General features: G+C 44.8%; 16 protein-coding genes, 1 tRNA gene and 1 riboswitch. Of the genes, 9 read left to right on the forward strand and 8 right to left on the reverse strand.

Going from position 1 to position 21,456, the window contains the following annotated elements; all coding sequences use genetic code 11:
* Nucleotides 1-28: 28 nt before the first annotated feature.
* Both Q4B82_RS00230 and Q4B82_RS00235 read right to left on the reverse strand, forming a co-directional pair.
* Nucleotides 29-445 carry a DUF2147 domain-containing protein gene (locus Q4B82_RS00230; RefSeq protein WP_303064411.1) on the reverse strand — a complete coding sequence of 139 codons (417 nt, stop codon included), beginning with the start codon at nucleotides 443-445 and terminating at the stop codon, nucleotides 29-31.
* A complete protein-coding gene (locus Q4B82_RS00235; protein WP_303064412.1) occupies nucleotides 442-771 on the reverse strand; it encodes a hypothetical protein in 330 nt (109 codons plus the stop codon). The genes Q4B82_RS00230 and Q4B82_RS00235 overlap by 4 nt, the downstream gene beginning before the upstream one ends.
* Nucleotides 772-956: 185 nt before the next feature.
* Here Q4B82_RS00235 and Q4B82_RS00240 point away from each other — a divergent pair.
* Together Q4B82_RS00240 and Q4B82_RS00245 are read left to right on the forward strand one after the other, a co-directional pair.
* A tRNA-Met gene (locus Q4B82_RS00240) sits at nucleotides 957-1,033 on the forward strand.
* 114 nt (nucleotides 1,034-1,147) lie between these two features.
* On the forward strand, nucleotides 1,148-2,014 hold the full coding sequence (locus tag Q4B82_RS00245; RefSeq protein ID WP_303064413.1) for a GNAT family N-acetyltransferase: 867 nt from the start codon (nucleotides 1,148-1,150) through the stop codon (nucleotides 2,012-2,014).
* Between the two features lie 303 nt (nucleotides 2,015-2,317).
* On the opposite strand, the gene thiC is transcribed toward Q4B82_RS00245, so the two are convergent.
* Nucleotides 2,318-4,183, reverse strand: coding sequence for a phosphomethylpyrimidine synthase ThiC (gene thiC, locus Q4B82_RS00250; protein WP_303064414.1), 1,866 nt, complete (start codon nucleotides 4,181-4,183; stop codon nucleotides 2,318-2,320).
* A 128-nt stretch (nucleotides 4,184-4,311) separates the two neighbouring features.
* Nucleotides 4,312-4,423, reverse strand: a riboswitch (TPP riboswitch).
* A gap of 174 nt (nucleotides 4,424-4,597) precedes the next feature.
* On the opposite strand from thiC, the gene Q4B82_RS00255 reads away from it, so the two are divergent.
* Nucleotides 4,598-6,010, forward strand: coding sequence for a DHA2 family efflux MFS transporter permease subunit (locus Q4B82_RS00255; protein WP_303064415.1), 1,413 nt, complete (start codon nucleotides 4,598-4,600; stop codon nucleotides 6,008-6,010).
* Nucleotides 6,011-6,149: 139 nt separating this feature from the next.
* On the opposite strand, the gene Q4B82_RS00260 is transcribed toward Q4B82_RS00255, so the two are convergent.
* Nucleotides 6,150-7,676 (reverse strand): S41 family peptidase, encoded by a 1,527-nt coding sequence (locus Q4B82_RS00260; RefSeq protein ID WP_303064416.1) that lies wholly within the window; start codon nucleotides 7,674-7,676, stop codon nucleotides 6,150-6,152.
* Between the two features lie 236 nt (nucleotides 7,677-7,912).
* Here Q4B82_RS00260 and Q4B82_RS00265 point away from each other — a divergent pair, with 236 nt between their 5' ends.
* The 4 genes from Q4B82_RS00265 (at nucleotide 7,913) to Q4B82_RS00280 (ending at nucleotide 11,039) form a co-directional block, all read left to right on the forward strand.
* Nucleotides 7,913-8,725: an SPOR domain-containing protein gene (locus Q4B82_RS00265; protein WP_303064417.1), complete on the forward strand. Its 813-nt coding sequence runs from the start codon at nucleotides 7,913-7,915 to the stop codon at nucleotides 8,723-8,725.
* Nucleotides 8,726-8,741: 16 nt separating this feature from the next.
* On the forward strand, nucleotides 8,742-9,470 hold the full coding sequence (locus Q4B82_RS00270; RefSeq protein ID WP_303064418.1) for a thiol:disulfide interchange protein DsbA/DsbL: 729 nt from the start codon (nucleotides 8,742-8,744) through the stop codon (nucleotides 9,468-9,470).
* A 225-nt stretch (nucleotides 9,471-9,695) separates the two neighbouring features.
* Entirely contained in the window at nucleotides 9,696-10,517 is an 822-nt protein-coding gene (locus tag Q4B82_RS00275; RefSeq protein WP_303064419.1) for an undecaprenyl-diphosphate phosphatase, read from the forward strand.
* Between the two features lie 162 nt (nucleotides 10,518-10,679).
* A complete protein-coding gene (locus Q4B82_RS00280; RefSeq protein WP_303064420.1) occupies nucleotides 10,680-11,039 on the forward strand; it encodes a hypothetical protein in 360 nt (119 codons plus the stop codon).
* Between the two features lie 214 nt (nucleotides 11,040-11,253).
* On the opposite strand, the gene Q4B82_RS00285 is transcribed toward Q4B82_RS00280, so the two are convergent.
* Genes Q4B82_RS00285 through nadE form a run of 3 tightly spaced genes read right to left on the reverse strand, consistent with a single transcriptional unit; the run spans nucleotide 11,254 to nucleotide 13,932 of the window.
* On the reverse strand, nucleotides 11,254-12,249 hold the full coding sequence (locus Q4B82_RS00285; protein ID WP_303064421.1) for an aldo/keto reductase: 996 nt from the start codon (nucleotides 12,247-12,249) through the stop codon (nucleotides 11,254-11,256).
* Nucleotides 12,250-12,301: 52 nt separating this feature from the next.
* Nucleotides 12,302-13,090, reverse strand: a complete 789-nt coding sequence (locus Q4B82_RS00290) for a Cof-type HAD-IIB family hydrolase (protein WP_303064422.1) — start codon at nucleotides 13,088-13,090, stop codon at nucleotides 12,302-12,304.
* Between the two features lie 44 nt (nucleotides 13,091-13,134).
* On the reverse strand, nucleotides 13,135-13,932 hold the full coding sequence (gene nadE, locus Q4B82_RS00295) for an NAD(+) synthase (protein ID WP_303064500.1): 798 nt from the start codon (nucleotides 13,930-13,932) through the stop codon (nucleotides 13,135-13,137).
* 328 nt (nucleotides 13,933-14,260) lie between these two features.
* Here nadE and Q4B82_RS00300 point away from each other — a divergent pair, with 328 nt between their 5' ends.
* A complete protein-coding gene (locus Q4B82_RS00300) occupies nucleotides 14,261-16,861 on the forward strand; it encodes a TonB-dependent hemoglobin/transferrin/lactoferrin family receptor (RefSeq protein ID WP_303064423.1) in 2,601 nt (866 codons plus the stop codon).
* Between the two features lie 302 nt (nucleotides 16,862-17,163).
* On the opposite strand, the gene Q4B82_RS00305 is transcribed toward Q4B82_RS00300, so the two are convergent.
* Nucleotides 17,164-19,011, reverse strand: coding sequence for an ABC transporter ATP-binding protein (locus Q4B82_RS00305; protein ID WP_303064501.1), 1,848 nt, complete (start codon nucleotides 19,009-19,011; stop codon nucleotides 17,164-17,166).
* A gap of 242 nt (nucleotides 19,012-19,253) precedes the next feature.
* On the opposite strand from Q4B82_RS00305, the gene Q4B82_RS00310 reads away from it, so the two are divergent.
* The gene (locus Q4B82_RS00310) at nucleotides 19,254-21,446 is read left to right on the forward strand and encodes a bifunctional (p)ppGpp synthetase/guanosine-3',5'-bis(diphosphate) 3'-pyrophosphohydrolase (protein ID WP_303064424.1); all 2,193 of its coding nucleotides are present in this window, start codon (nucleotides 19,254-19,256) and stop codon (nucleotides 21,444-21,446) included.
* Nucleotides 21,447-21,456 lie beyond the last annotated feature (10 nt).

A 21,456-nucleotide genomic window follows, 5' to 3' on the forward strand; every position in this document is an offset into this window, starting at 1 on the left:
TGGGGCTGCTTGAAAGTTCAGCATGGTTTTATGGTATGCGTTTCCATTCTTGCGTACGACCGAATAGTGAGATACCCACAAAACCGCGAACTTCTAATATTTTACCGTCTTTGGATAAAGTGGCTTTGGCTTTGTAGGTTTCTCCGCCTTTGGGGTCAAAAATCTTGCCATCGGTGTAGCTGTGTTCATTTTTTTGTTTTAAATCCGTGAGTACACGCAGTCCAATTAAGGGTTGGGTATAGGCACATTGGGCGCATGATGCAGGTACACCTTCGGACAGTTGGACAATGGTTCCCACATAATGATTGCCTTCTTTTTCAATAGAAACAATGGCTTTTGGTTTTTTGCTTGTGTCATCAATGGTTTGCCATTTGCCTTCAATGTTGGCGGAAATGCTGAATGCGCTGATGGTGGTAATGAGTGTGGTAAAAATGATTTTGTTCATGATATGGACTTTTGTGTTGTTGTGGATTTTTTATAAGACAGTTGGCTGCTTGAAAGGGGTTTGATGAACCATTTGATTTGGGCAAAATGTATGTTACCGTCATGTGAAACAACGGCATTTTGGGTATAATTCATGTAGGCAAGATTGTATTTAATCAGTAAATCAACCGCATGGCGTTTGCCTTCTATGCCTTTGTTCATCAGGTTGCGGATATCGGCTTCAATGATGTTGCTTGGTAAGTTTGTTTGGTTGCGTAAAGCATGGAGTACAGCAGCCAGATTGACGTGGGTTACTGTAAAATGAAAGACGTGGTTGCCTGTTGCCATCATTAATTCCGATTTTTCTGAAATTATTCAAGTTGCAGATTATAAATTCCTAATATGTGGATAGCAAGTGTAAAATATTGTTTGTTTTTTAGGGTTTGGTGGTTTGATTGTGTGTGTAAATATTTATTTATGTAAATTGATTTGACTAATTTCAAGTTAACTTGTACTATTTAATTTCTTTCAGACGCGGGATGGAGCAGCATGGTAGCTCGTCGGGCTCATAACCCGAAGGTCGTAGGTTCGAATCCTGCTCCCGCAACCAAATTTTAAACCGTCCATTTTGGGCGGTTTTTGTTTTATTCTGTTTTGACGTTTTATTATCTGTGCTTCATCAGGTATAATCACGGTAATTTTAACTTTCATTCCAGGGGTGGTCATGTCTGACCAATCTGTTCGCGAAATCATCATTCATGGAACAACCAGTAATGGTAAAGTGTTCCGTCCTTCAGATTGGGCGGAGCGATTGTGTGGCATTCTTTCTTCGTTTAATAAGGAAAATCGCCTTGCTTATCATGAATGGGTACACCCGATTTTGATTGATAAAGTTCGCTGCGTGGCGATTGATGCTAAATTGGAAGAAATCAATCCCAGTATGTTTCGTTTTTTGATGGATTTTGCGGCAGACAATGATTTGCGCGTGATGCCTGCCGAAGATGTCATGGAAAAAAGCGAACAGGCAGAGTGCATCTTACCGCCACAGAATTTGGAAGAGGCGCAACGCCAATCGGTAGAAGATATTGCGGTTGCTGAAGCGGTAGCAGAGTATCGTGAGCAACAAAGCACGCAAAGTGTATTGCGTGAAATATTGCCTGCTGAAACGGCAACGGCTTTTGCGGCATTGAGTGTATTGCGTCCCATGCTTACCGATATTAATGGTTTTGTGGAGCAAGTCAATAAAATCCAGCGTGCACAAGGCTATCGTTTATTGGGGATTTTTGAAGAAGGCAAAGCCAATGCGGTGGCGGTATGCGGTTTTCGTGAAGAAACGAATTTGGTTAGCGGACGACACATTCACATTGATGATTTTGTTACTGTGCCACAAAGTCGCAAACGCGGTTATGCCAGTCGTTTGTTGGCGGAAGTGCAACGTATTGCTGATGAAGCAGGCATCATGCAACTGCATTTGGACAGTAATGTAAGCAGCGAACGTACGGTGGCGCATCGTGTGTATTTCCAACATGGTTTTGAAATCAACGCTTATCATTTTGTGCGCCACAGCGACAGCGAATTTAATCGTGATTAAGAACCTATGTTCATCAGACAGCTCAAACGACCGTACATGACTTAACCAAGTCAATACCCAAATGTTTCAGGCAGCATAGATAGGCTGCCTGAAACGCATTTTGAGAACGCAAAATGCGATTGATAACGTGTGTTTGGGATAGAAGTCATTGATATATAGTTGTAGTAGAATTGAAAAAGCAGTACAAGGCAACAATGTCCGCTGTGTACTGCTACTGCTTTTTCAATTCTGCGACCATATCATAACCAAACAGGCTACCTGAAGCTTTTGGGTAGCCTGTTTGTGTTGGTGCAATCATGATAATTAACTGTAAATCGCCCCACCTTTCTGCACAAACTCCACCGCTTTTTCCTGCAAACCCTGCTGTTGTGCGGCATATTCACGCACTTCTTGCGTGATTTTCATTGAGCAAAATTTTGGACCACACATGGAGCAGAAATGGGCAATTTTCGCCCCTTCGGCTGGTAAAGTTTCATCATGGAAACTTTCGGCACGTTCGGGGTCAAGTCCCAAACGGAATTGGTCGCGCCAACGGAATTCAAATCGCGCTTTGCTCAACGCATTGTCGCGCAATTGTGCGCCCACCCAGCCTTTGGCCAAATCCGCTGCGTGCGCTGCCAATTTGTAGGTAATGATGCCCGTGCGTACGTCTTCTTTTTCAGGTAGCCCCAAATGTTCTTTCGGGGTAACGTAGCACAACATCGCCGTACCATACCAAGCAATATTGGCCGCACCAATGCCTGATGTGATGTGGTCGTAACCTGGTGCAATATCGGTAACCAGCGGCCCAAGTGTGTAAAATGGTGCTTCAAAACAATGTTGTAATTCTTCCGTCATGTTTTCGCGCACGCGCTGCAAGGGGACGTGTCCTGGCCCTTCAATCATCACTTGTACATCGTGTTGCCATGCTTTTGCCGTGAGTTCGCCCAAAGTGTGCAATTCGCTGAATTGTGCTTCGTCATTGGCATCGGCAATGCAACCAGGGCGCAAACCATCGCCCAAGCTGAACGATACATCATAAGCCTTCATGATTTCACAAATTTCGTCAAAATGTGTGTACAGGAAATTTTCTTTGTGGTGTGCCAAACACCATTTGGCCATAATTGAACCGCCGCGCGACACAATCCCCGTCAAACGATTTGCCGTGAGCGGCACATAGCGCAATAGCACGCCTGCGTGAATGGTGAAATAATCCACACCTTGTTCGGCTTGTTCAATCAATGTGTCGCGGAACAAGTCCCAAGTCAAATCTTCGGCAATACCGCCTGTTTTTTCAAGGGCTTGATAAATGGGGACTGTGCCAATTGGCACGGGTGCATTGCGGATAATCCACTCGCGGGTTTCGTGAATGTGTGCGCCTGTGGACAAATCCATAATCGTGTCTGCGCCCCAGCGCAATGCCCATACCATTTTTTCCACTTCTTCTGTGAGCGATGAGGTTACGGCGGAATTGCCCAAATTGCCATTGATTTTGACACGGAAATTGCGCCCGATAATCATGGGTTCAAGTTCGGGGTGGTTGATGTTGGCAGGAATGATGGCGCGACCTGCGGCGATTTCTTGGCGCACAAATTCGGGGGTGATTTCATCGGGGTGGCGCGGTAAATTTGCACCAAATGATTGACCTGTATGCTGTTTTAATAATTTTTGGTATTCAGGCTGCCTGAAGAGTTCATCCAATTTCATGCGCTCGCGTATGGCGACAAATTCCATCTCGGGCGTGATGATGCCTTGTCGGGCATAGTGCATTTGGCTGACGTTTTTGCCACTTTTGGCGCGGCGCGGTTGGGTGATTTGATTGAAGCGCAAATGGGCGGTTTTTGGGTCGTGGGCGCGTTCTTGTCCGTATTGGCTGGAGAGGGTGGGCAGGATTTCGGTGTCGCCGCGTTCAATCAGCCAGTTTTCGCGAATTTTGGGTAAACCTTTTTTTAAATCAATGTTTAAATTGGGGTCGCCGTACACGCCGCTGGTGTCGTAAACGGGAATGGGTGGGTTGGTTTCCACGCCGTTTTGTGTGATGGTGTCGGACTGAATGATTTGGCGAATGGGAACGCGAATGTCATCGCGGCTGCCTGAAAGGTAGATGCGTTCGGAACTGGGGTAACGAAATTGCAGATTTAAATCGTTTTGAATGTCAGAGAGATGTTGTTGCGAGAAGGCGGTTTTCATGGTTTACTCCTGTTGCTTTGTAAACAAAAAACAGAACAGAAGCCAATCCATTTGCATCAAATTGATTGATGGACAAAAACATGGTTTTTAGGCTGCCTGAAAACCATTTAGTCCATCATCTTGATTAAAAAATAGATTGTGAAACGTGCCTACGCAAGCATTATCTTGTTCAGGTCGGGTATCATCTCAGCCGCTGGCAATCAGGAAAATGATTTTCAGGCAGCACCCCTGTTTCTGTGGCGCGAATATGCGTGTTTTTGAGTAGCTTGTCAAGCAAAATTACCAACTACTACATCGCTGTTCTCAAAAAGAAATTGCTTGAATAGACCACTCAAAATTACAATCAAGGTTTTTCAGGCTGCTTGAAACGGCTTTCAGGCAGCCTGTAATCATGAATGACTTTAAGGACAAATCATGTCAAGCAATGTTCATGCGATGCCCCCTGTTTCGCGTTTTTTACCTGTGCTTTTGGCTTTGGCGGTTTTCATGCAAATGTTGGACTCAACGGTATTGAATACCGCCTTGCCCAGCATGGCAAACGATTTGGGTAAATCGCCATTGCAAATGCAATCTGCAATCGTCTCTTATGCTTTAACGCTGGCTTTGATGATGCCATTAAGTGGTTTTTTGTGCGACCGTTATGGTACGCGACAGGTTTTTTTCATTGCGCTGTTGGTGTTTGTGGCGGGGTCGGTTTTGTGTGCTGCTGCCCCTAATTTGTCCACTTTGGTTATTGCACGCATTGTGCAGGGTCTAGGTGGTGCGATGTTGGCACCTTTACCGCGTTTGGTCATTATGCGTGCTTACGACAAAAGCCGTTTGGTCAGCATGATGAATTTTGTGATTATGCCTGCTTTGATTGGACCTGTTATCGGTCCTGTGGTGGGTGGTTATTTGGTGGAGTACGCTTCTTGGCATTGGATTTTTTTGATTAACCTGCCTTTTGGTTTACTGGCTGCATGGTTCACATTGAAAATTATGCCTGATTTTCGGGGTCTACAAGAAGGCAAACGCCATTTTGATTTAACAGGTTTTTTGCTGTTTGGTGGCGGTGCAGCAGGACTGAGTTTGGCGGTAGAAGTGGCGCAACACGAGAACGCGCAACTGTTTTCTGCTTTATGCGCCTTGCTTTCATTTTGGGCTTTGGGTTTGTATTGGCGACACAGCCAGATTGACCCACAACCGTTATACGGACGAGATTTATTGGCAGTACGCACATTTCGCTTGGGTTTATCGGGCAATTTAGCCAGTCGATTGGGTATGAGTGCCGTCCCGTTTTTGTTGCCCCTTTTGTTGCAAGTGGGCTTTGGGCGCGGCGCAGCTGAAGCAGGCTGGGCTTTGGTGCCTGTGGCATTGGCAACCATTGCCGCCAAACCCTTGATTCAACCTTTGATGCGGCGTTTGGGCTATCGCCGTTTATTGATGGTCAATACCTGTTTGATTGGCATGATTATCGCCTCTTTCGCGCTCACAACCGCCACAACACCTTGGTGGATTTTGTTGTCGCAGTTAATTGCTTTGGGTGTGTGTAATTCCATTCAATTCACCAGTATGAACACGCTCACTTTGGCGGATTTGCGCCCCGTTCAGGCAGCCAGCGGTACCAGTTTAATGACGGTTAATCAACAGCTTGCCATTGGATTTGGCATTGCATTGGGTGCTGCCATGCTGCAATATTTCAGTCAAACACCCCTGTTAGATGGCACCATACAAACGGGTTTCCGTTGTACTTTTGTGGCTATGGGCAGTATGACGGTCTTGGCAAGCCTGATTTTTGCGCGTTTACATAGAAAAGATGGCGAAAATTTATTATGGTCGCAGAAGTAAAATGTGGTGAACCCGATGGAAAATAGGAAACAATGTAGGGTGTAACAACCATGAAATGCCAAAAGGCTGCCTGAAAACCCAGAGATTGGATTTTCAGGCGGCCTAGATGACGTGTTGAAACATTAAAATTTCGGGTAATTTATTTTTTATTGTTGCTTTTGTTTTTATCGGCGGCAGTCTTTTCTGCTGCCAGACCCAATGATTTTTGCCAGTCAGCAGGGTTTTTTAATAAATCCAGTGCTTTACGAAGTTGTTCGTCTTTGGCAGGGTTGGGAATGCGGCGTGAAGATAAGTTTTCATCACTTGTATCTTTGTTGTTTTTGCTGTTTTGGGCAGTATCCGATGCGGATTGTGGGTGAGGTTCAGATACAGGTTGTGCTTGGTCTGCCTGTTCCAGCACACCACCTTTGACATCGTCTTCGCCCAAAGGATTGCTGATGTGTCCGCCTAAATCGGCTTCACGGCTTTCAAAAGTACGGTTTTTGTCTTGTACTTCTACATCAGGCACAATGCCTGTGGCTTGAATGGAACGGTCGTTTGGTGTGTAATACAATGCGGTGGTAATTTTCATTGCGCCACCATTGGAAAGTGGCAGAACCGATTGTACCGAACCTTTGCCGAAGCTGCGTGTCCCGACAATCACGGCGCGTTTGTGGTCTTGTAATGCACCTGCCACAATTTCCGATGCAGAAGCTGAACCTGAATTGATGAGTACTGTAATTGGTATATTCTTGATTTCAGGAGGTAATTTTGCCAATGGGTCGGTGCCTGCTACCAGTAAATAATCTTCGGGGCGGGCTTTGAGCAGCATACCTTGACGGTTGTCTCGTCCTTTGGTACTGACTACAGTGGTATCGCGGTTTAAAAATACCGCTGAAACGCCGACCGCGCCATTGAGTAAACCCCCTGGGTCATCACGCAAATCCAATACCAAGCCTTTTAGTGGTGCTTGATTTTCTTGACTTAATGCTACAATGGCATCGGCAACTGATGGTACGGTGCGTTCTTGAAATTGGGAGACGCGCACATAACCGTAACCGTTTTCCAAAAGATGATGTCGTACACTTTTAACCTTAATAATGGCGCGCGTAAGATGAACCACAATCGGTTTGGGTGCGTCTTTGCGCGATAAAGTCAGTGTGATTTTGGTGCCTGGTTTGCCGCGCATTTTTTTTACCGCATCGCTGACACTCATGCCCCGAGTAGATTCATTGTCTATTTTCACAATGAAATCGCCGCTCTTCACACCCGCGCGTTCGGCTGGTGTGTCTTCAATTGGCGCAACCACTTTCACAAAGCCATCTTCTTGACCGATTTCCATGCCCAAGCCACCAAATTCGCCGCTGGTGCTTTCTTTCATGTCGGCAAAACCTTTTTTATCCATGTATTCGGAATGTGGGTCAAGACCTGAAACCATGCCTTTCATGGCATTTTCCAGCAGTTTTTCATCTTTTTCTGCACTAACGTAATTGGCTTTGATTTGACTGTACACTTCTGCCATAGTACGCAAAGATTGAATGGGCAAGGCTTCACTTTGTTGAACAGATTGACTGGTTTCGTTTTTTTTGTCATCAGCAGCGAGACTTTGTATGCTGATGCTCAATGCGACACCACTAATAGCACCTGCGGTGTAAAGGGCGATTTTTTTCCAAGTGTGCTGGGACATGATTGTTTTCTCTGTCTGTGAATGACGTTCAGGCTGCCTGAAACGAAAAGCCGTAAGATTAGGCGATTTTGTGCTTTGTGAAAAGGGTAAAGTGGTAAAAATAAGGAAAAAATTGATGAAAGACGTTTCAGGCAGCCTGATTTATGGCATATTTGAAAATTATCGTGTTAAATGGGTTTTGTGCTAAAATCATGAATTTGACGCTGTGATTGGCGGTATTTTTTTGAAAAAACGTTATGTATCAAAAACATCAACAAGGTAAAGCGGTAATTGCATTTATGGCAGGTACGGTGGTGGCATTGGTTGCCATTGCTGCCATGTTGCTGACTTTAAATCAAAATGGTGAAAGTACGTTCAGGCAGCCTGAAATGGTGCAACGTGCCAAAGAACCCGAAATTTTAACCCCAAATAATGTGTCGCAGGCACCGGTGGTTCAATCTTATGAGCCAATGCCATCAGCCAGTATGGTAACGGATAATGTGCCTGTGTCATCGTCTGCGGTGGCAGCTGTGCCAGCAAAAAATGGGACTGTGGCTTCGCAGCCTGAATCAAGTGAAGTACCTGCTCAAACGCCTGTGCTGCCCATTAAGGCTTCCGAGCCAATTGCATTGGTGGTTAAGCCTGAAAAAACATCACCCAAAATGGATACGCGTCCTGCCAAAGTGAAAGAAGAAACCACAGAAGTCAAACCTTTGGTACAAGATATTTTGGATACGGGAGATATGGATAAGGCGCGTGCATTGGCAACACAGCGTGAAAACCGCACCAAGCAGCCTGTTGTGGAACAGAGTGCGAAGTCTTCTCAAAATCAGGCAAAAAAATCAGGCGATGTGAAAAGCATTCAAGTGGGGGCATTCAGCAATCGTCAAGCAGCAGAAAAACAGCGCGCGCTTGTGGCTTTGGAAGGGGTGGAAACTCGGGTTGTTGCTGTACAGGCTAATGGTAAAACCGTTTATCGTGTGCAAACTGCACCTTTATCAGAAAAACAAGCCGAACAAGTGAAAAAAAATTTAAGTAATAAGGGTGTGGATACTTATACACACAAATAAATGAAAGGAATCAATGATGAAAAACATCAAAAAAACTGTTTTGGCGGTTTCATTGCTTTTGGGTTTGAATGTGTCTGTTCAGGCAGCCACGCAAGGTGTGGACTATGAATTGCAACAACCTGCGTTCAAACAAGTGCAAGCCGATAATAAAGTGGAAGTATTGGAATTTTTTGCTTATTGGTGTCCACATTGTGCCGATTTGGAGCCTGTGATTGCGCGTCATGTGAAAACATTTGCGGCAGACACCTATTTCCGTACTGAACATGTGGTATGGGAACCCAGTCGTGATGTGGGTTTTGCGGTGCTTGCGGCTGCAGTCAATCAAACGGGTTTGAAAGACCAAGCCAATGCAGCCATTTTTCAGGCAACCGTTAAAGAACGTAAAAATTTAGGAGAGCCCGATGTATTTAAAAAATGGGTGGTAGAGCAGAAGGCATTTGATGGTAAAAAACTGTTGGCTGCTTATGAGTCATTTGGCGCACAAACACGAGCTAAAAAAATGGCGGGTTTTACTGAAGAATACAATATCCAAAGCACGCCAACCGTGATTGTGGGTGGTAAATACGTTGTTTCTTTTAAAAATGGCTACGAACAAGGCATGAAAACAATTGATGAATTGATTCAAAAAGTGCGTGAAGAGCGTGGACTGAAAACACCTGCTGTAAAACCACAAACCGAAGTGCAATCTGCTGCACCTGTGATTCGCAGTCGTGGTGTGGGCTTTGCCAATGCTGCAAACCGTTAATCCCATTATTTGAGCTTCTTGATAATGTGTTGTTTCAGGCAGCCTGTCATCGCAATCAGGCTGCCTGAAAAGCCATTTTAGTGTGTTGCAGTTAAATCAGGACAAGGCGACAACGACCGCCGTGTACATCTAACACTGGCAATGCTGTACTGGTTTAAATTGAATGCACCATAAATGATTGATGTTTGTTTTATATCAATGCAATAGACCAATGAATAAAGGAATATGGACTTTATCCTGATTTTTAAAGCCTTGCTCATGGGCGTGATTGAAGGCTTAACCGAATTCTTACCCATATCCAGTACAGGGCATTTGATTGTGTTCGGTTCATTATTGGATTTTCGTGGTAAAGAGAACGTGTTTGAAATCGCCATTCAGCTTGGGGCGATATTGGCTGTGTTGTCTGAATACCGACAACGTTTTGCTCATGTTTTCAAAAACATCGGCAAAGACCCAATCGTAAACCGTTTTGTGCTGAATTTGGCTGTGGCATTTGTACCAGCTGCCGTAGTGGGGTTGTTATTGGGTAAACACATTGAAAAATTATTGTTCAACCCAATCAGCGTGGCTGCGGCATTGGTTGTAGGCGGTTTACTGATTATTTGGATTGAAAAACGAGCCCAATATCAAACTATTAAGGTTCAGCGCGTGGACGATATGCGAATGCGCGATGCGTTGGCAGTAGGTGTGGCGCAAATTCTCGCGCTCATACCTGGTACGTCGCGTTCAGGCAGCACCATTATGGGGGGTATGTGGTGGGGTATAGAACGCAAAGCTGCTACCGAATTTTCTTTTTTTCTTGCTGTGCCGATGATGATTGCGGCAACCGCATACAAATTGCTCAAACATCATGATGCCTTTACTCGAGATGACCTTGGCTTGATTGTGGTGGGACTTGTAGCCGCTTTTTTCTCTGCATTGCTTGCGGTTAAAGCACTTTTGCGTTTTGTGGCAAGCCGAAACTATTTGCCCTTTGCTTATTATAGAATTGCGTTTGGTGGTGTGATTTTATTAAGTTATTACTTGGATTGGGTTAAATGGGATTAGTTTGACCCACAAAACACAAATGGCAACACCTCATTAAAATTTTTTAAGTAAACTATTTTCAAAATGGGTGTTTTCAGCGAAAATAACACATTAAATAAAATAAACATGATAATATCATGCTGTCTGAATAAAATAGGCGGCTAATGGGAAAGAGATATCATTATGACCCTAGAAGAAATCGTTGAGGCACTTGTGCGCGTTAAAGGTGTTTCTGCTGCTGCCATTGTGGATTACGGTAGTGGCATGATGTTGGCTTCCAAAAATCTCAATCCTGATTTTGATTTGGAAATTGCGGCGGCAGGTAATGTTAGCGTGATGCGTAACAAAATTAAAGTCATGAATCATTTGGAATTGGGCGATACTTTGCACGACATTCAAGTCGATTTGCAAACGCAGTACCATTTTATTTGTCCATGTAGTCAAAAAGAAGGTATGTTCATTTATATGGTGGCAGACCGTCAAACAGCCAATCTTTCCATTATCCGCCGTTCTTTATTCCATGCAGAAACATTGGTGGTATAAATTGTCTTACTGATTTATTGTTTAGGCTGCCTGAAACAGTTTCAAGTTAAACACATATTGATACAGGACGGAATTTCCGTCCTGTTCTTTTTATGGTTGCTCCAAATAAAAGGGTACAACGTTGTTTATGTGCTACTCATATATGGCTCTTGTTGTTTTCTTGCCTGTATTCATTTGAGACAACAATATTTAAGTAGTAAGTTTGGGTTTGAGGTTACATAACAAACTCTTCCGTATCAATTTCCGCTTGTGTTGCAGCAGGGTAACGTGCGCCATGTACGCTGGCTTGGTTAATCAATGAGCTTGCTTGCTGCAAAATCGCATCGTCTATTTTCAGGCAGCCTGCGGCAAAGTTTTCGGTCAAATGTTCTGGCGAAGTTGTGCCAGGAATGATGTGAATGTGTTTTCCTTGTGCCAAAACCCACGCCAAGCCAAGTTGGGCAGTGGTACAGCCTGCTTGTTCTGCCAGTTCGTGTAACTGGGGCAGCAATTGCTGATTTTTGGGGTAATTTTCGGCAGAAAAACGTGGCATGGGGCGGCGAATGTCGTTTTCGGGCAGTGTACTGGGATTGGTTAATTTGCCACCCAAAAAACCGCGTGCTACGGGGCTAAATGCCACAAATGCGGTTCCCAATTCAGCGCATGCTGCCAATGCAGCTAATTCAGGGTTGCGTGTCCATAAGGAATACTCGGTTTGCAGCGCGGCAATTGGGTGAACTGTGTGGGCGCGGCGCAAGGTTGCGGCGGAGACTTCTGACAAACCAATAGCGCGGATTTTGCCTTGTTCCACCAAACGCGACAGTGCACCTACGCTGTCTTCAATCGGTACATTTTTGTCCCAACGGTGCAAGTAATACAGGTCAATCACATCAGTTTGCAAGCGTTGCAGCGATTCATCGGCTTGACGTAGCAGGGTTTCTGGGCGACCGTCAATCACGCGTTTACCGTTTACGCCAGCCATGCCGCATTTGCTGGCAAGAAAAATGTGTTGGCGATGATGTTTTAAGGCTTTGCCGAGTAAAGTCTCATTGTTGCCAAAGCCATAAAGTGTGGCGGTGTCAAAATGAGTGTAGCCCAACTCAATGGCACGAGCGAGCAGATTGAGTGCATGGTTTTCGCTGGGCGGCGTACCGTAAGCATGACTTAAATTCATGCAGCCCAGCCCAACGGGATAGACTTGGGTATGAGAAAGGGTGCGTGTGCGGTTCATATTTGTTCCTTAAATTGAGTGTGATGGGCTGCCTGAAAAGCAGTAAATTGGCTTAAATGATGCTATTTTCGCTTAAAAAACGGTAAATACCATCTTCTTCGGCGGCTGGGCAAATGTGTTGTGCAATGGCTTTCAATGCTGCTTCGCCGTTTGACATTGCCACACCACAGCCTACGCTGGCAATCATCTCCATGTCGTTTAAACCATCGCCAAATGCCATGGTATCGTGCATGGTCAAATTCAAAGTATCCAAAACTGCTTGAATGCCGCGTGCTTTGGAGGCTTCATCAGGCAAGATATCTACGCCAAATTCATGCCAACGTACGGTTTTCATGTCTTCAGGCAGCATGGTGGCGATTTCGGCATCTTTGCTTTCAGGATAAAACGCCAAGATTTGAAACACATTTTCAGGCAGCTTGGAACCACAAGTTTGTGCCGAAGTAATACCGACTGATGCGACAGCTGCTTCTAAATACGGATTGGATAATGGCGTAAAAATACCTTGTTCTGATACAAAAGCATGGGCGATTGCTTTGTGATGCAGTTGTTGGGCGATGTGTTGAACAGCGTGGTGCGTCATTGGGAAACCAATTAAGGGCGTGCCATTGTGTTGCGTGTATTGACCGTTAATGGACACCACCGTTTTGATTAAACCTTGGTCAATTAAAACACGAATGGGAGTAGGTAGGGCAGCAAGGGTGCGACCTGTGGCAATCGCTGTGATGATGCCTTTCTGGTTTAACCGATTTAAAGCTGCAATCGCCGATTCAGGAATGCGTTTTTCAGACGGAATATACAGCGTATGGTCAATGTCAAAAAAAATGATTTTGGGTTGGAACATCGGTTTTCCTTAATATTAAGGCTGCCTGAAAACAGCAACAGCCATCACAGAAGTGCCGTTGGAATGTTGCACACAGGAATGGGTTGAATTTTGTGTTGCGTGGCGCGATTTAAGCGCACAAAAATGTCAAATACCTCTTGTTGCCTGCCTGAAAACGCATCGCGTGTTGCACCTGCTACATATTGTGCCATTGCCCATTCCAATTCAGGATAACTTGCTCCCATTTGCTGTTCATCGGTGCGCTCGCTGTCCCATAAACCATCGGTTGGTACGGCTGTCTGAATGTCGGTGCGCACATTCAAATACTTTGCCAATTCATACACTTGGCTTTTAAGTAAGTCGGCAATTGGGCTAACGTCCACGCCACCATCGCCGTATTTGGTAAAAAAACCCACACCAAAATCTTCAATCTTATTGCCTGTACCTGCTACCAATAAGCCATTGATTTGACCGTAATAATACAAAGTTGCCATACGCAAACGCGAACGTGTGTTTGCCATTGCCAAATCATGATTGTCCGCTTTCAGGCAGCCTGAAACGCTTGCAATACCACGTTCAAATTGCTCAAAGGTTGGTGTCAAATCCACATTTAAAGTTTGCACATTGGCAAATTGCGCTGCCAAATCCGCCATATGTGCCTGCCCACGCATTAACTGGTCGGCTTGTTGCCGAATGGGCATGGTTAAACATAATACATTTAACCCTGTTCGTGCGCACAATGCCGACACCACAGCCGAATCAATGCCCCCAGAAATGCCCACCACATAACCTTGCGCTTTTGCTTGTTCAGCGTAATCACGCAACCAACGCACAATATGCGCCACAACCGCATCACATTGCATCATGTGTTCCCATTTGAAAAATAAAAACCATTATAGTCGCAGAATTGAAAAAGCACTACGTCGTTGTCAACGCCCTGATGACTTGTACTGTACACGGTTCTCGTTGTCGCATTATATTGTTTACGACTATATAAATGATGACCATGATGTAGGCAGCTTTGTCGTGTTTGATGTGTAAAATAAGTAAATAATATGTATTATTATTGACGTTAATTTGAAATTGATTTACATTTATTTGGTTATTTTAACGGCAATATGGCTTGAACAAAGGCTGCCTGAAAATGGCACACGATTTTCAAATTGGCAAAAATAAACATAAGGATATGCCATGCAAACACACATCAAAAAACCATTTAGATTAAGTACCATAGCATTCAGTATTATGCTCACACTCTCTGCTGGTGGGGGTAATGCCCATGCTGCTGATGCTGTGGAAGCCAACGGTGAGCCACAAACAGCAGTTCAAGAATTGAAAACCATCAATGTAAAAGGCAATCGCAACCGCACATCGCCGACAGTAGAACGCAAAAACCGCGAAGCCATTAACCGTGAAATGATACGCGACACACGGGACTTGGTGCGTTATTCGGCAGATGTAGGCGTAGCCGAAAATGGACGGCGTATGAAAGGTTTTGCCATGCGTGGTGTAGAAGACAACCGCGTGGGCATCAGTATTGACGGTGTGTCTTTGCCCACATCTGAAGAAAACAGTCTGTTTGCACGATATGGCAATTTCAATAACTCCCGTTTAAGCATAGATACCGAACTGGTTAAAAGCATAGAAATTACCAAAGGTTCAGATTCCTTTAATTCAGGCAGCGGTGCCTTGGGTGGCAATGTGAATTACCGTACTCTTGATGCCAATGACATTTTACTGCCAGACCGCAATTTAGGTGGCATGATTAAAAGTGGCTACGCCACCAAAAACCGAGAATGGGTCAATACTTTTGGCGTGGGTTTCCAAAACGATACATTTGATGCGGCGTTGTTGTATTCGTATCGTCATGGACATGAAATGAAAAGTCGGGGAGGGGATATTACGCCTTATTGGGGTAATCGATACGATACGCAAGCACAACGCAATGCCAATGCTTTGTTGAGTAAACGCCGTATCTATCCTGATCCAATGGATACAAAATCCAAGAGTTATTTGGCTAAATTGGGCTGGAATATTACGCCTGAACATCGCGTTAGTTTAAATGTCAATGGGCAAGCTGGCAGTAATTATGTCTATGAATATTCTTATGCCTCTCCCCGAACAGAAGGTAAATATTGGCGTGAGGGAAATGACAAACAAAACCGTGTGAATACCAATTTGGCTTATGAATTTATGCCTGAAAACGGTTTTTTAAATAAAGTGAAAGTTGAATTTGATCACCAAAAAACCAAAAATACCGCTCTAACTTATTCGGGAGAATGGGAGTATGATAGCACGATAAGTGCATATGTTTTAGGTAAGAAAAGCACTTCACGTTATGCGACCATTACCTTTTATGATAGGCTCAATATCAATACTTTGAAGAAATGGTCTATTGGCGTGGAAAGTAATCCGTTTTCCTTTTTAGGTGGAGAACATTCGACATCATTAAAAGTTTATACCAGCAAAAATCTTTTTGAGAACAAAAATAAAGATAGTATCTTAAATTTAGATGGCACCTTGTCTCGTTGGATAGGTGCTGGACAGCCTAATCCAGATATTTATACTATTCAGTATCCGATGCAAACCAAAACGTATGGCATCAATTTTCTGAATAAAACTACTTGGAATGACACTTTTTCTAGTGTATTTGGTCTAGGCTATGATTTGACAAAAGTTCAAGCATTAGAAACGGACATGAAATGTGGAGCTTGGAGTAGTCTTGGTAAGCTGTGTCTAGGTAAGCCAGAAGGGACAACTTTCAAAAATTGGAATGGTATTTTGGGTTTGAATGCCAAGCTCAATGATACTTGGAAATTGGGTTCGTATGTGAGCAGTGGTTATCGTGTACCCAATGCTTCTGAATTGTATTTCTCTTTTGATAGTGGTTTTGGGGCTTGGAATGCCAATCCCAATTTAAAATCTGAACGCAGTATCAATTACGGCTTCAATTTGCAGGGTAAAGGACAATTAGGCGATTTGGATTTGAATTTATACCATACTCGCTATCGCAATTTTTTGCATGAGCAAGAAAGTCATAATATATTTCATCATGAATATTGTTTAAGAGACCCAGCATATTGTGATCTTCATCATATTTCAGCAAAAGATTGGAGACCTGCCCAGCAAATGATTAATTCGGATAAGGCAAAAGTATGGGGTTTGGAATTTGCCAGTCGTTTGAATTTGTCCGCGTTACATCAAAAGTTAGATGGGTGGAAATTATCGTTTAATATGGGTTACAGCAAAGGCACAATACAAGGTAAAGATGCACCTAAATTAAGCATGTTATCCATTCAGCCTTTAAAAGCAGTATTTGGTTTAGATTATGAAGCACCGAATGGCACATGGGGTATTTTTAATCGCATCAGTTTTATGGCAGCCAAAAAAGCTAAAGATGCACAATATGCAGGTGGCACAAAAGATAAGCCAAATGGTAAGTGTCTGGTTGAAGGTTGGACATCAACACCACATCCTATATATTGGTGGGTGTCCACTTATACAAAAGGATGTAACCTGAAAGAACAAGAAGCAGTAGCAAAAGACTACCCATATTTAAACAAAAAATCTTGGGTTTATGATGTATTTGGTTACTATCGTCCAAACAAGAATTTAACTTTGCGTGCAGGTATTTATAATGTATTCAATGTTAAATACCATACATGGGATACCTTACGCGGTATCAATACTGTTGCATCAACCACAAACATGGTAGACAACCAGTTACAAGGCTTGGAACGTTATTACGCCCCGCCGCGCAACTACGCCCTTTCATTAGAATGGAAATTCTGATGTTTCGGGCTGCCTGAAACAGCAAATACGGCGTGTGGTAATTCATAAGCCCATTATTAAATAAAGCTGCCTGAAAACACCCCATGTTTTCAGGCAGCTTTATTTGTGATGTGCGTTCGGGATAAGAAATCATCACCATCTGTTTTGATAAAAACTTTGTTATAGGGTGAGGCTTGTACCCGCCGATTATGGTAGCAGAACTGAAAAAGCACTACGGCGTTTATGTACAGTCAGTTCATTTAAAAACAGGACAATTGTAGGGGGCATAGTGCGCACCCTACATTTTTCAGGCTGCCTGAAAGTCAACTCTCCACATTTTCAGGCAAAAATCCGCCACTCTGATGCGCCCACAATTTCGCGTACAAACCGCCTTTTGCCAACAATTCCGCGTGGCTGCCTTCTTCCACGATTTTGCCTTTGTCCAGCACAATCAATCTGTCCATTGCCGCGATGGTGGACAATCGGTGGGCAATCGCAATCACCGTTTTGCCGTCCATCATCTTGTCCAAACTTTGCTGAATGGCGGCTTCCACTTCGCTGTCCAATGCGCTGGTGGCTTCGTCCAACAGCAAAATGGGCGCGTCTTTCAACATCACACGCGCAATGGCAATGCGTTGGCGTTGTCCGCCCGACAATTTCACGCCGCGTTCGCCAACGTGTGCGTCATAGCCTGTTCTGCCTTTTGCGTCCGACAGTTGCGGAATGAAATCTGCCGCTTCCGCTTTTTGGGCTGCCTGAAACATTTCTTCGTCCGTTGCATTGGGGCGACCGTAAACAATATTGTCGCGCACCGAACGGTGCAACAAACTCGTGTCTTGCGTAACCAAACCGATTTGGGCGCGTAAACTTTCCTGCGTGATGTCGTTGATGTTTTGACCGTCAATGTGGATTGCGCCACTTTGCGGCTCGTAAAAACGCAACAGCAAATTCACAATCGTGGATTTGCCCGCGCCACTTCGCCCAATCAAGCCGACTTTTTCGCCCGCCTTAATGTTTAAATTGAAACCATTGAGCAAAGGCTTACCGCTTTCGTATGAAAAATCAACGTGTTCAAAACGGATTTCGCCACGTTCCACTTTCAAAGGCAGGGCGGCGGGTTTGTCCAAAATGGTGTGCGGTTTGGATAAAGTCGTCATGCCGTCTGTTACCGTGCCGATGTTTTCAAATAGCCCTGCGAAACTCCACATGATGTATTGCGACATGCTGTTTACGCGCAATGCCATGGCGGTGGCTACGGCAACTGCGCCTACGCTGACTTGTCCATTTAACCAAAGTATGATGCCTAATGCGGTTGAGGATAGTGTAAGTAAAACATTGATGGCGAAGTTGGTACTGTCTAATAGGGTGGCGAGCCGCATCTGTGCGTGTACTGTTACCATAAATTCTTGCATGGATTCTTTGGCATAACGCGCTTCGCGTGCGCCGTGTGAGAAGAGTTTAACGGTGGTAATGTTGGCATAGGCATCGGTAATGCGACCTGTCATCAGGCTGCGTGCATCGGCTTGATTTTGCGCGGTTTGGGCGAGCTTGGGGATTAAAATGTATAGGGTAAGGGCAAACAGGATTGCCCAGATAATGAAAGGCAATAAGAGCCAACCGTCTAGGGTTGCAAGTATTATGCCCGTTGTCATGAAGTACACGCCAACGTAAACAATCATGTCGGCAAAAGTCATTATGGTTTCACGTACCGCCAGCGCGGTTTGCATGACTTTGGCGGACACGCGTCCTGCAAATTCGTCTTGATAAAAGCCGAGACTCTGGTTGAGCATCAGGCGGTGGAAATGCCAGCGTAAACGCATGGGAAACGCGCCTTGTAGGGTTTGTAAACGCACGTTGGCAGCAAAAAATCGCCATACCACAAAAAACAGCAGTAAAAATACCATGCCTGCTAATGCCCAACCTTTTTCGTTAAATAGGGTTTGTGGGGTGTATTGGGTGAGCCAGTCGGTAATTTTGCCCATGAATTGAAACAGCAGGGCTTCTAATATGCCTGTTACAGCAGAACACAGGGCGAGCAGGATTATCCATGAACGTATGCCTTCGCTGCACGACCAGAGGAAACGGAATAAGCCTTTTTGTGGTGTGGTGGGTTCTTGGGTGGGGTAGGTTTCAATGCGGGATTCAAACCATGTGAAGATGAGGTTGAGCAATGTGTTCATGATGTGGATGATAAGGCTGCCTGAAAGGGTTTCAGGCAGCCTGATGTGTTGATTTAAAAGGGTGTTGATTTTATCTGAAAATGGTCTGTTTGTCTTTGAGGCTGCCTGAAAGTGTATGGGTAAACAGATTGTGAGTGGGATTTCAGGCAGCCTGTTAAAGCACATAAATTTGCTGACAATTTGGAAACAGTATGCTTAAAATGGCTGCTTTCAAATGTTTGTGGGGATACCTTATGATTGCCACACAAGAATTGTTTGCTTTATGCCAACGTTATACCGATTATGCTGATGGGCTGCCCGAAAAAAGCCGCAAATTATTGTATGCGGCTTTGGCTTTGGCGGAACAATATTATCCTGAACATGCGGTAACAGAAACCGCCAAAGAGCCTTTGTTGCCGCACCTTTTGGCGGTGGCTTTGATGGTGGCGGAGATGGATTTACTGCCTGATGCGGTGGCAGCGGTACTCTTGACCGATATTTCATCTTATGCCGAAAATTGGCGTGAAACGGTGGCAACACATTGCGGAGATGCGATTGCTAATTTGGTGGCAGGCATAGATGAAGTGCAAAAGCTGACCCATTTTGCCAAAGTGGACGTGCTGGCAACACCAGAAGAACGCGCTGCCCAAGCCGAAACCATGCGAAAAATGTTGCTTGCCATGGTGTCCGACATTCGCGTGGTGCTGATTAAACTCGCATTGCGAACCCGCACCCTACAATACCTTAACCAAACGCCCGATAATCCCGACAAACGCCGCATCGCCAAAGAAACGCTGGATATTTTCGCACCGCTTGCCAACCGCTTGGGCGTATGGCAACTCAAATGGCAACTGGAAGACTTGGGTTTTCGCCACCACAATCCCGAAGCCTATCGTCGCATCGCCACCTTATTGGACGAAAAACGCGAAGAACGCCTGCAATACATCGATGATTTCGTTGCTACCCTCAAAAACGCCGTGCAAAAAGCAGGCATCGCGTGCGATGTGGCAGGTCGTCCCAAGCACATCTATTCCATACACAAAAAAATGGTCAAGAAAAAGCTCAATTTTGACGGGCTTTATGACCTTCGTGCCGTACGCGTGTTGGTGGACACCATTCCCGAATGCTATGCCACCTTGGGCATCGTGCATTCTCTGTGGCAACCCATACCAGGTGAATTTGATGACTACATCGCCAACCCCAAAGGCAATGGCTACCAATCCTTGCACACTGTCATTGTTGGGCCAGCAGACAAAGGCATTGAAGTGCAAATCCGCACCAAACAAATGCACCAATTCAACGAGTTCGGCGTGGCAGCACATTGGCGATACAAAGAAGGTGGACAGGGCGACAGTGCCTACGAACAAAAAATCGCATGGTTGCGTCAGCTCTTGGATTGGCGTGAAAACATGGCCGAGAGCGGTAAAGAAGACCTTGCCAGCGCATTCCAAACCGAATTGTTCAACGACACAATTTATGTGTTAAGTCCGCATGGCAAAGTGTTTTCTCTGCCCGCAGGTGCAACACCGATTGACTTTGCCTACGCCCTGCACACCGATTTGGGCAACCGTTGTCGCGGTGCAAAAGTAGATGGACAAATCGTGCCATTGTCCACACCATTGGAAAATGGGCAGCGCGTGGAAATCATTACCGCCAAAGAAGGCGAGCCATCGGTAAACTGGTTGCACGAAGGTTGGGTCAAATCCAACAAAGCCATCAGCAAAATCCGCGCCTACATTCGGGCGCAAAACGCCGAAGCAGTGCGCGAACAGGGTGCGAACCAGTTGGACAAAATCCTTGCCAAAATTCAGCCACGCCCCAATCAGCAAAAATTGTGTGAATCCTTAAATTTCAAAAATTTAGAGGAGCTTCATACCGCCATTGGGCAAGGCGATATTACCGCGCGCGCCATACAAAAAGCCGCAGGTGCATTGATTGAACCATCGCCTGTGTCGGTCAATGAACAAACTATTGTCAAGAAATCCAAAATCAAAACAAGCAATCAAAATGGTATTTTGATAGACGGTGAAGATGGCTTGCTCACACACCTTGCCAAGTGTTGCAAACCTGCTCCACCTGATGAAATTGTGGGTTTTGTAACGCGTGAAAAAGGCATTTCCATTCATCGGCAAAATTGCGCTGATTTCCAACATTTGGTACAACAGCTGCCTGAAAAAACCGTGTCAGCACAATGGGCAAATTTAGATGGTAAACAAATTTTTGCGATTGCTTTGGAAGTGCGTGCACAAGACAGGCATGGACTTTTGCGTGATGTATCCGATTGTTTTACGCGTCATAAAATCAATGTAACTGCCGTGCAAACCCAATCGCGTGATTTGGAAGCCAGTATGCGTTTTACTTTGGAAGTGAAACAAGTGAACGAGTTACCACGTTTGTTTACTGCTTTAACCGAAATTAAAGGGGTAAACAGCGTGGTCAGAATTTAGAACCTGTTAT

Source organism: Alysiella sp. (assembly GCF_030525755.1).
GTDB lineage: Bacteria > Pseudomonadota > Gammaproteobacteria > Burkholderiales > Neisseriaceae > Simonsiella.

Coding starts and splice junctions, on each gene's coding strand:
- Q4B82_RS00280 (WP_303064420.1), top strand. CDS start 10,680: ATGACCCTAGAAGAAATCGTTGAGGCACTTGTGCGCGTTAAAGGTGTT.
- Q4B82_RS00290 (WP_303064422.1), bottom strand. CDS start 13,090: ATGTTCCAACCCAAAATCATTTTTTTTGACATTGACCATACGCTGTAT.
- Q4B82_RS00265 (WP_303064417.1), top strand. CDS start 7,913: ATGTATCAAAAACATCAACAAGGTAAAGCGGTAATTGCATTTATGGCA.
- Q4B82_RS00275 (WP_303064419.1), top strand. CDS start 9,696: ATGGACTTTATCCTGATTTTTAAAGCCTTGCTCATGGGCGTGATTGAA.
- thiC (WP_303064414.1), bottom strand. CDS start 4,183: ATGAAAACCGCCTTCTCGCAACAACATCTCTCTGACATTCAAAACGAT.
- Q4B82_RS00285 (WP_303064421.1), bottom strand. CDS start 12,249: ATGAACCGCACACGCACCCTTTCTCATACCCAAGTCTATCCCGTTGGG.
- Q4B82_RS00230 (WP_303064411.1), bottom strand. CDS start 445: ATGAACAAAATCATTTTTACCACACTCATTACCACCATCAGCGCATTC.
- Q4B82_RS00235 (WP_303064412.1), bottom strand. CDS start 771: ATGGCAACAGGCAACCACGTCTTTCATTTTACAGTAACCCACGTCAAT.
- Q4B82_RS00300 (WP_303064423.1), top strand. CDS start 14,261: ATGCAAACACACATCAAAAAACCATTTAGATTAAGTACCATAGCATTC.
- Q4B82_RS00260 (WP_303064416.1), bottom strand. CDS start 7,676: ATGTCCCAGCACACTTGGAAAAAAATCGCCCTTTACACCGCAGGTGCT.
- Q4B82_RS00245 (WP_303064413.1), top strand. CDS start 1,148: ATGTCTGACCAATCTGTTCGCGAAATCATCATTCATGGAACAACCAGT.
- Q4B82_RS00310 (WP_303064424.1), top strand. CDS start 19,254: ATGATTGCCACACAAGAATTGTTTGCTTTATGCCAACGTTATACCGAT.
- Q4B82_RS00255 (WP_303064415.1), top strand. CDS start 4,598: ATGTCAAGCAATGTTCATGCGATGCCCCCTGTTTCGCGTTTTTTACCT.
- Q4B82_RS00270 (WP_303064418.1), top strand. CDS start 8,742: ATGAAAAACATCAAAAAAACTGTTTTGGCGGTTTCATTGCTTTTGGGT.
- nadE (WP_303064500.1), bottom strand. CDS start 13,932: ATGCAATGTGATGCGGTTGTGGCGCATATTGTGCGTTGGTTGCGTGAT.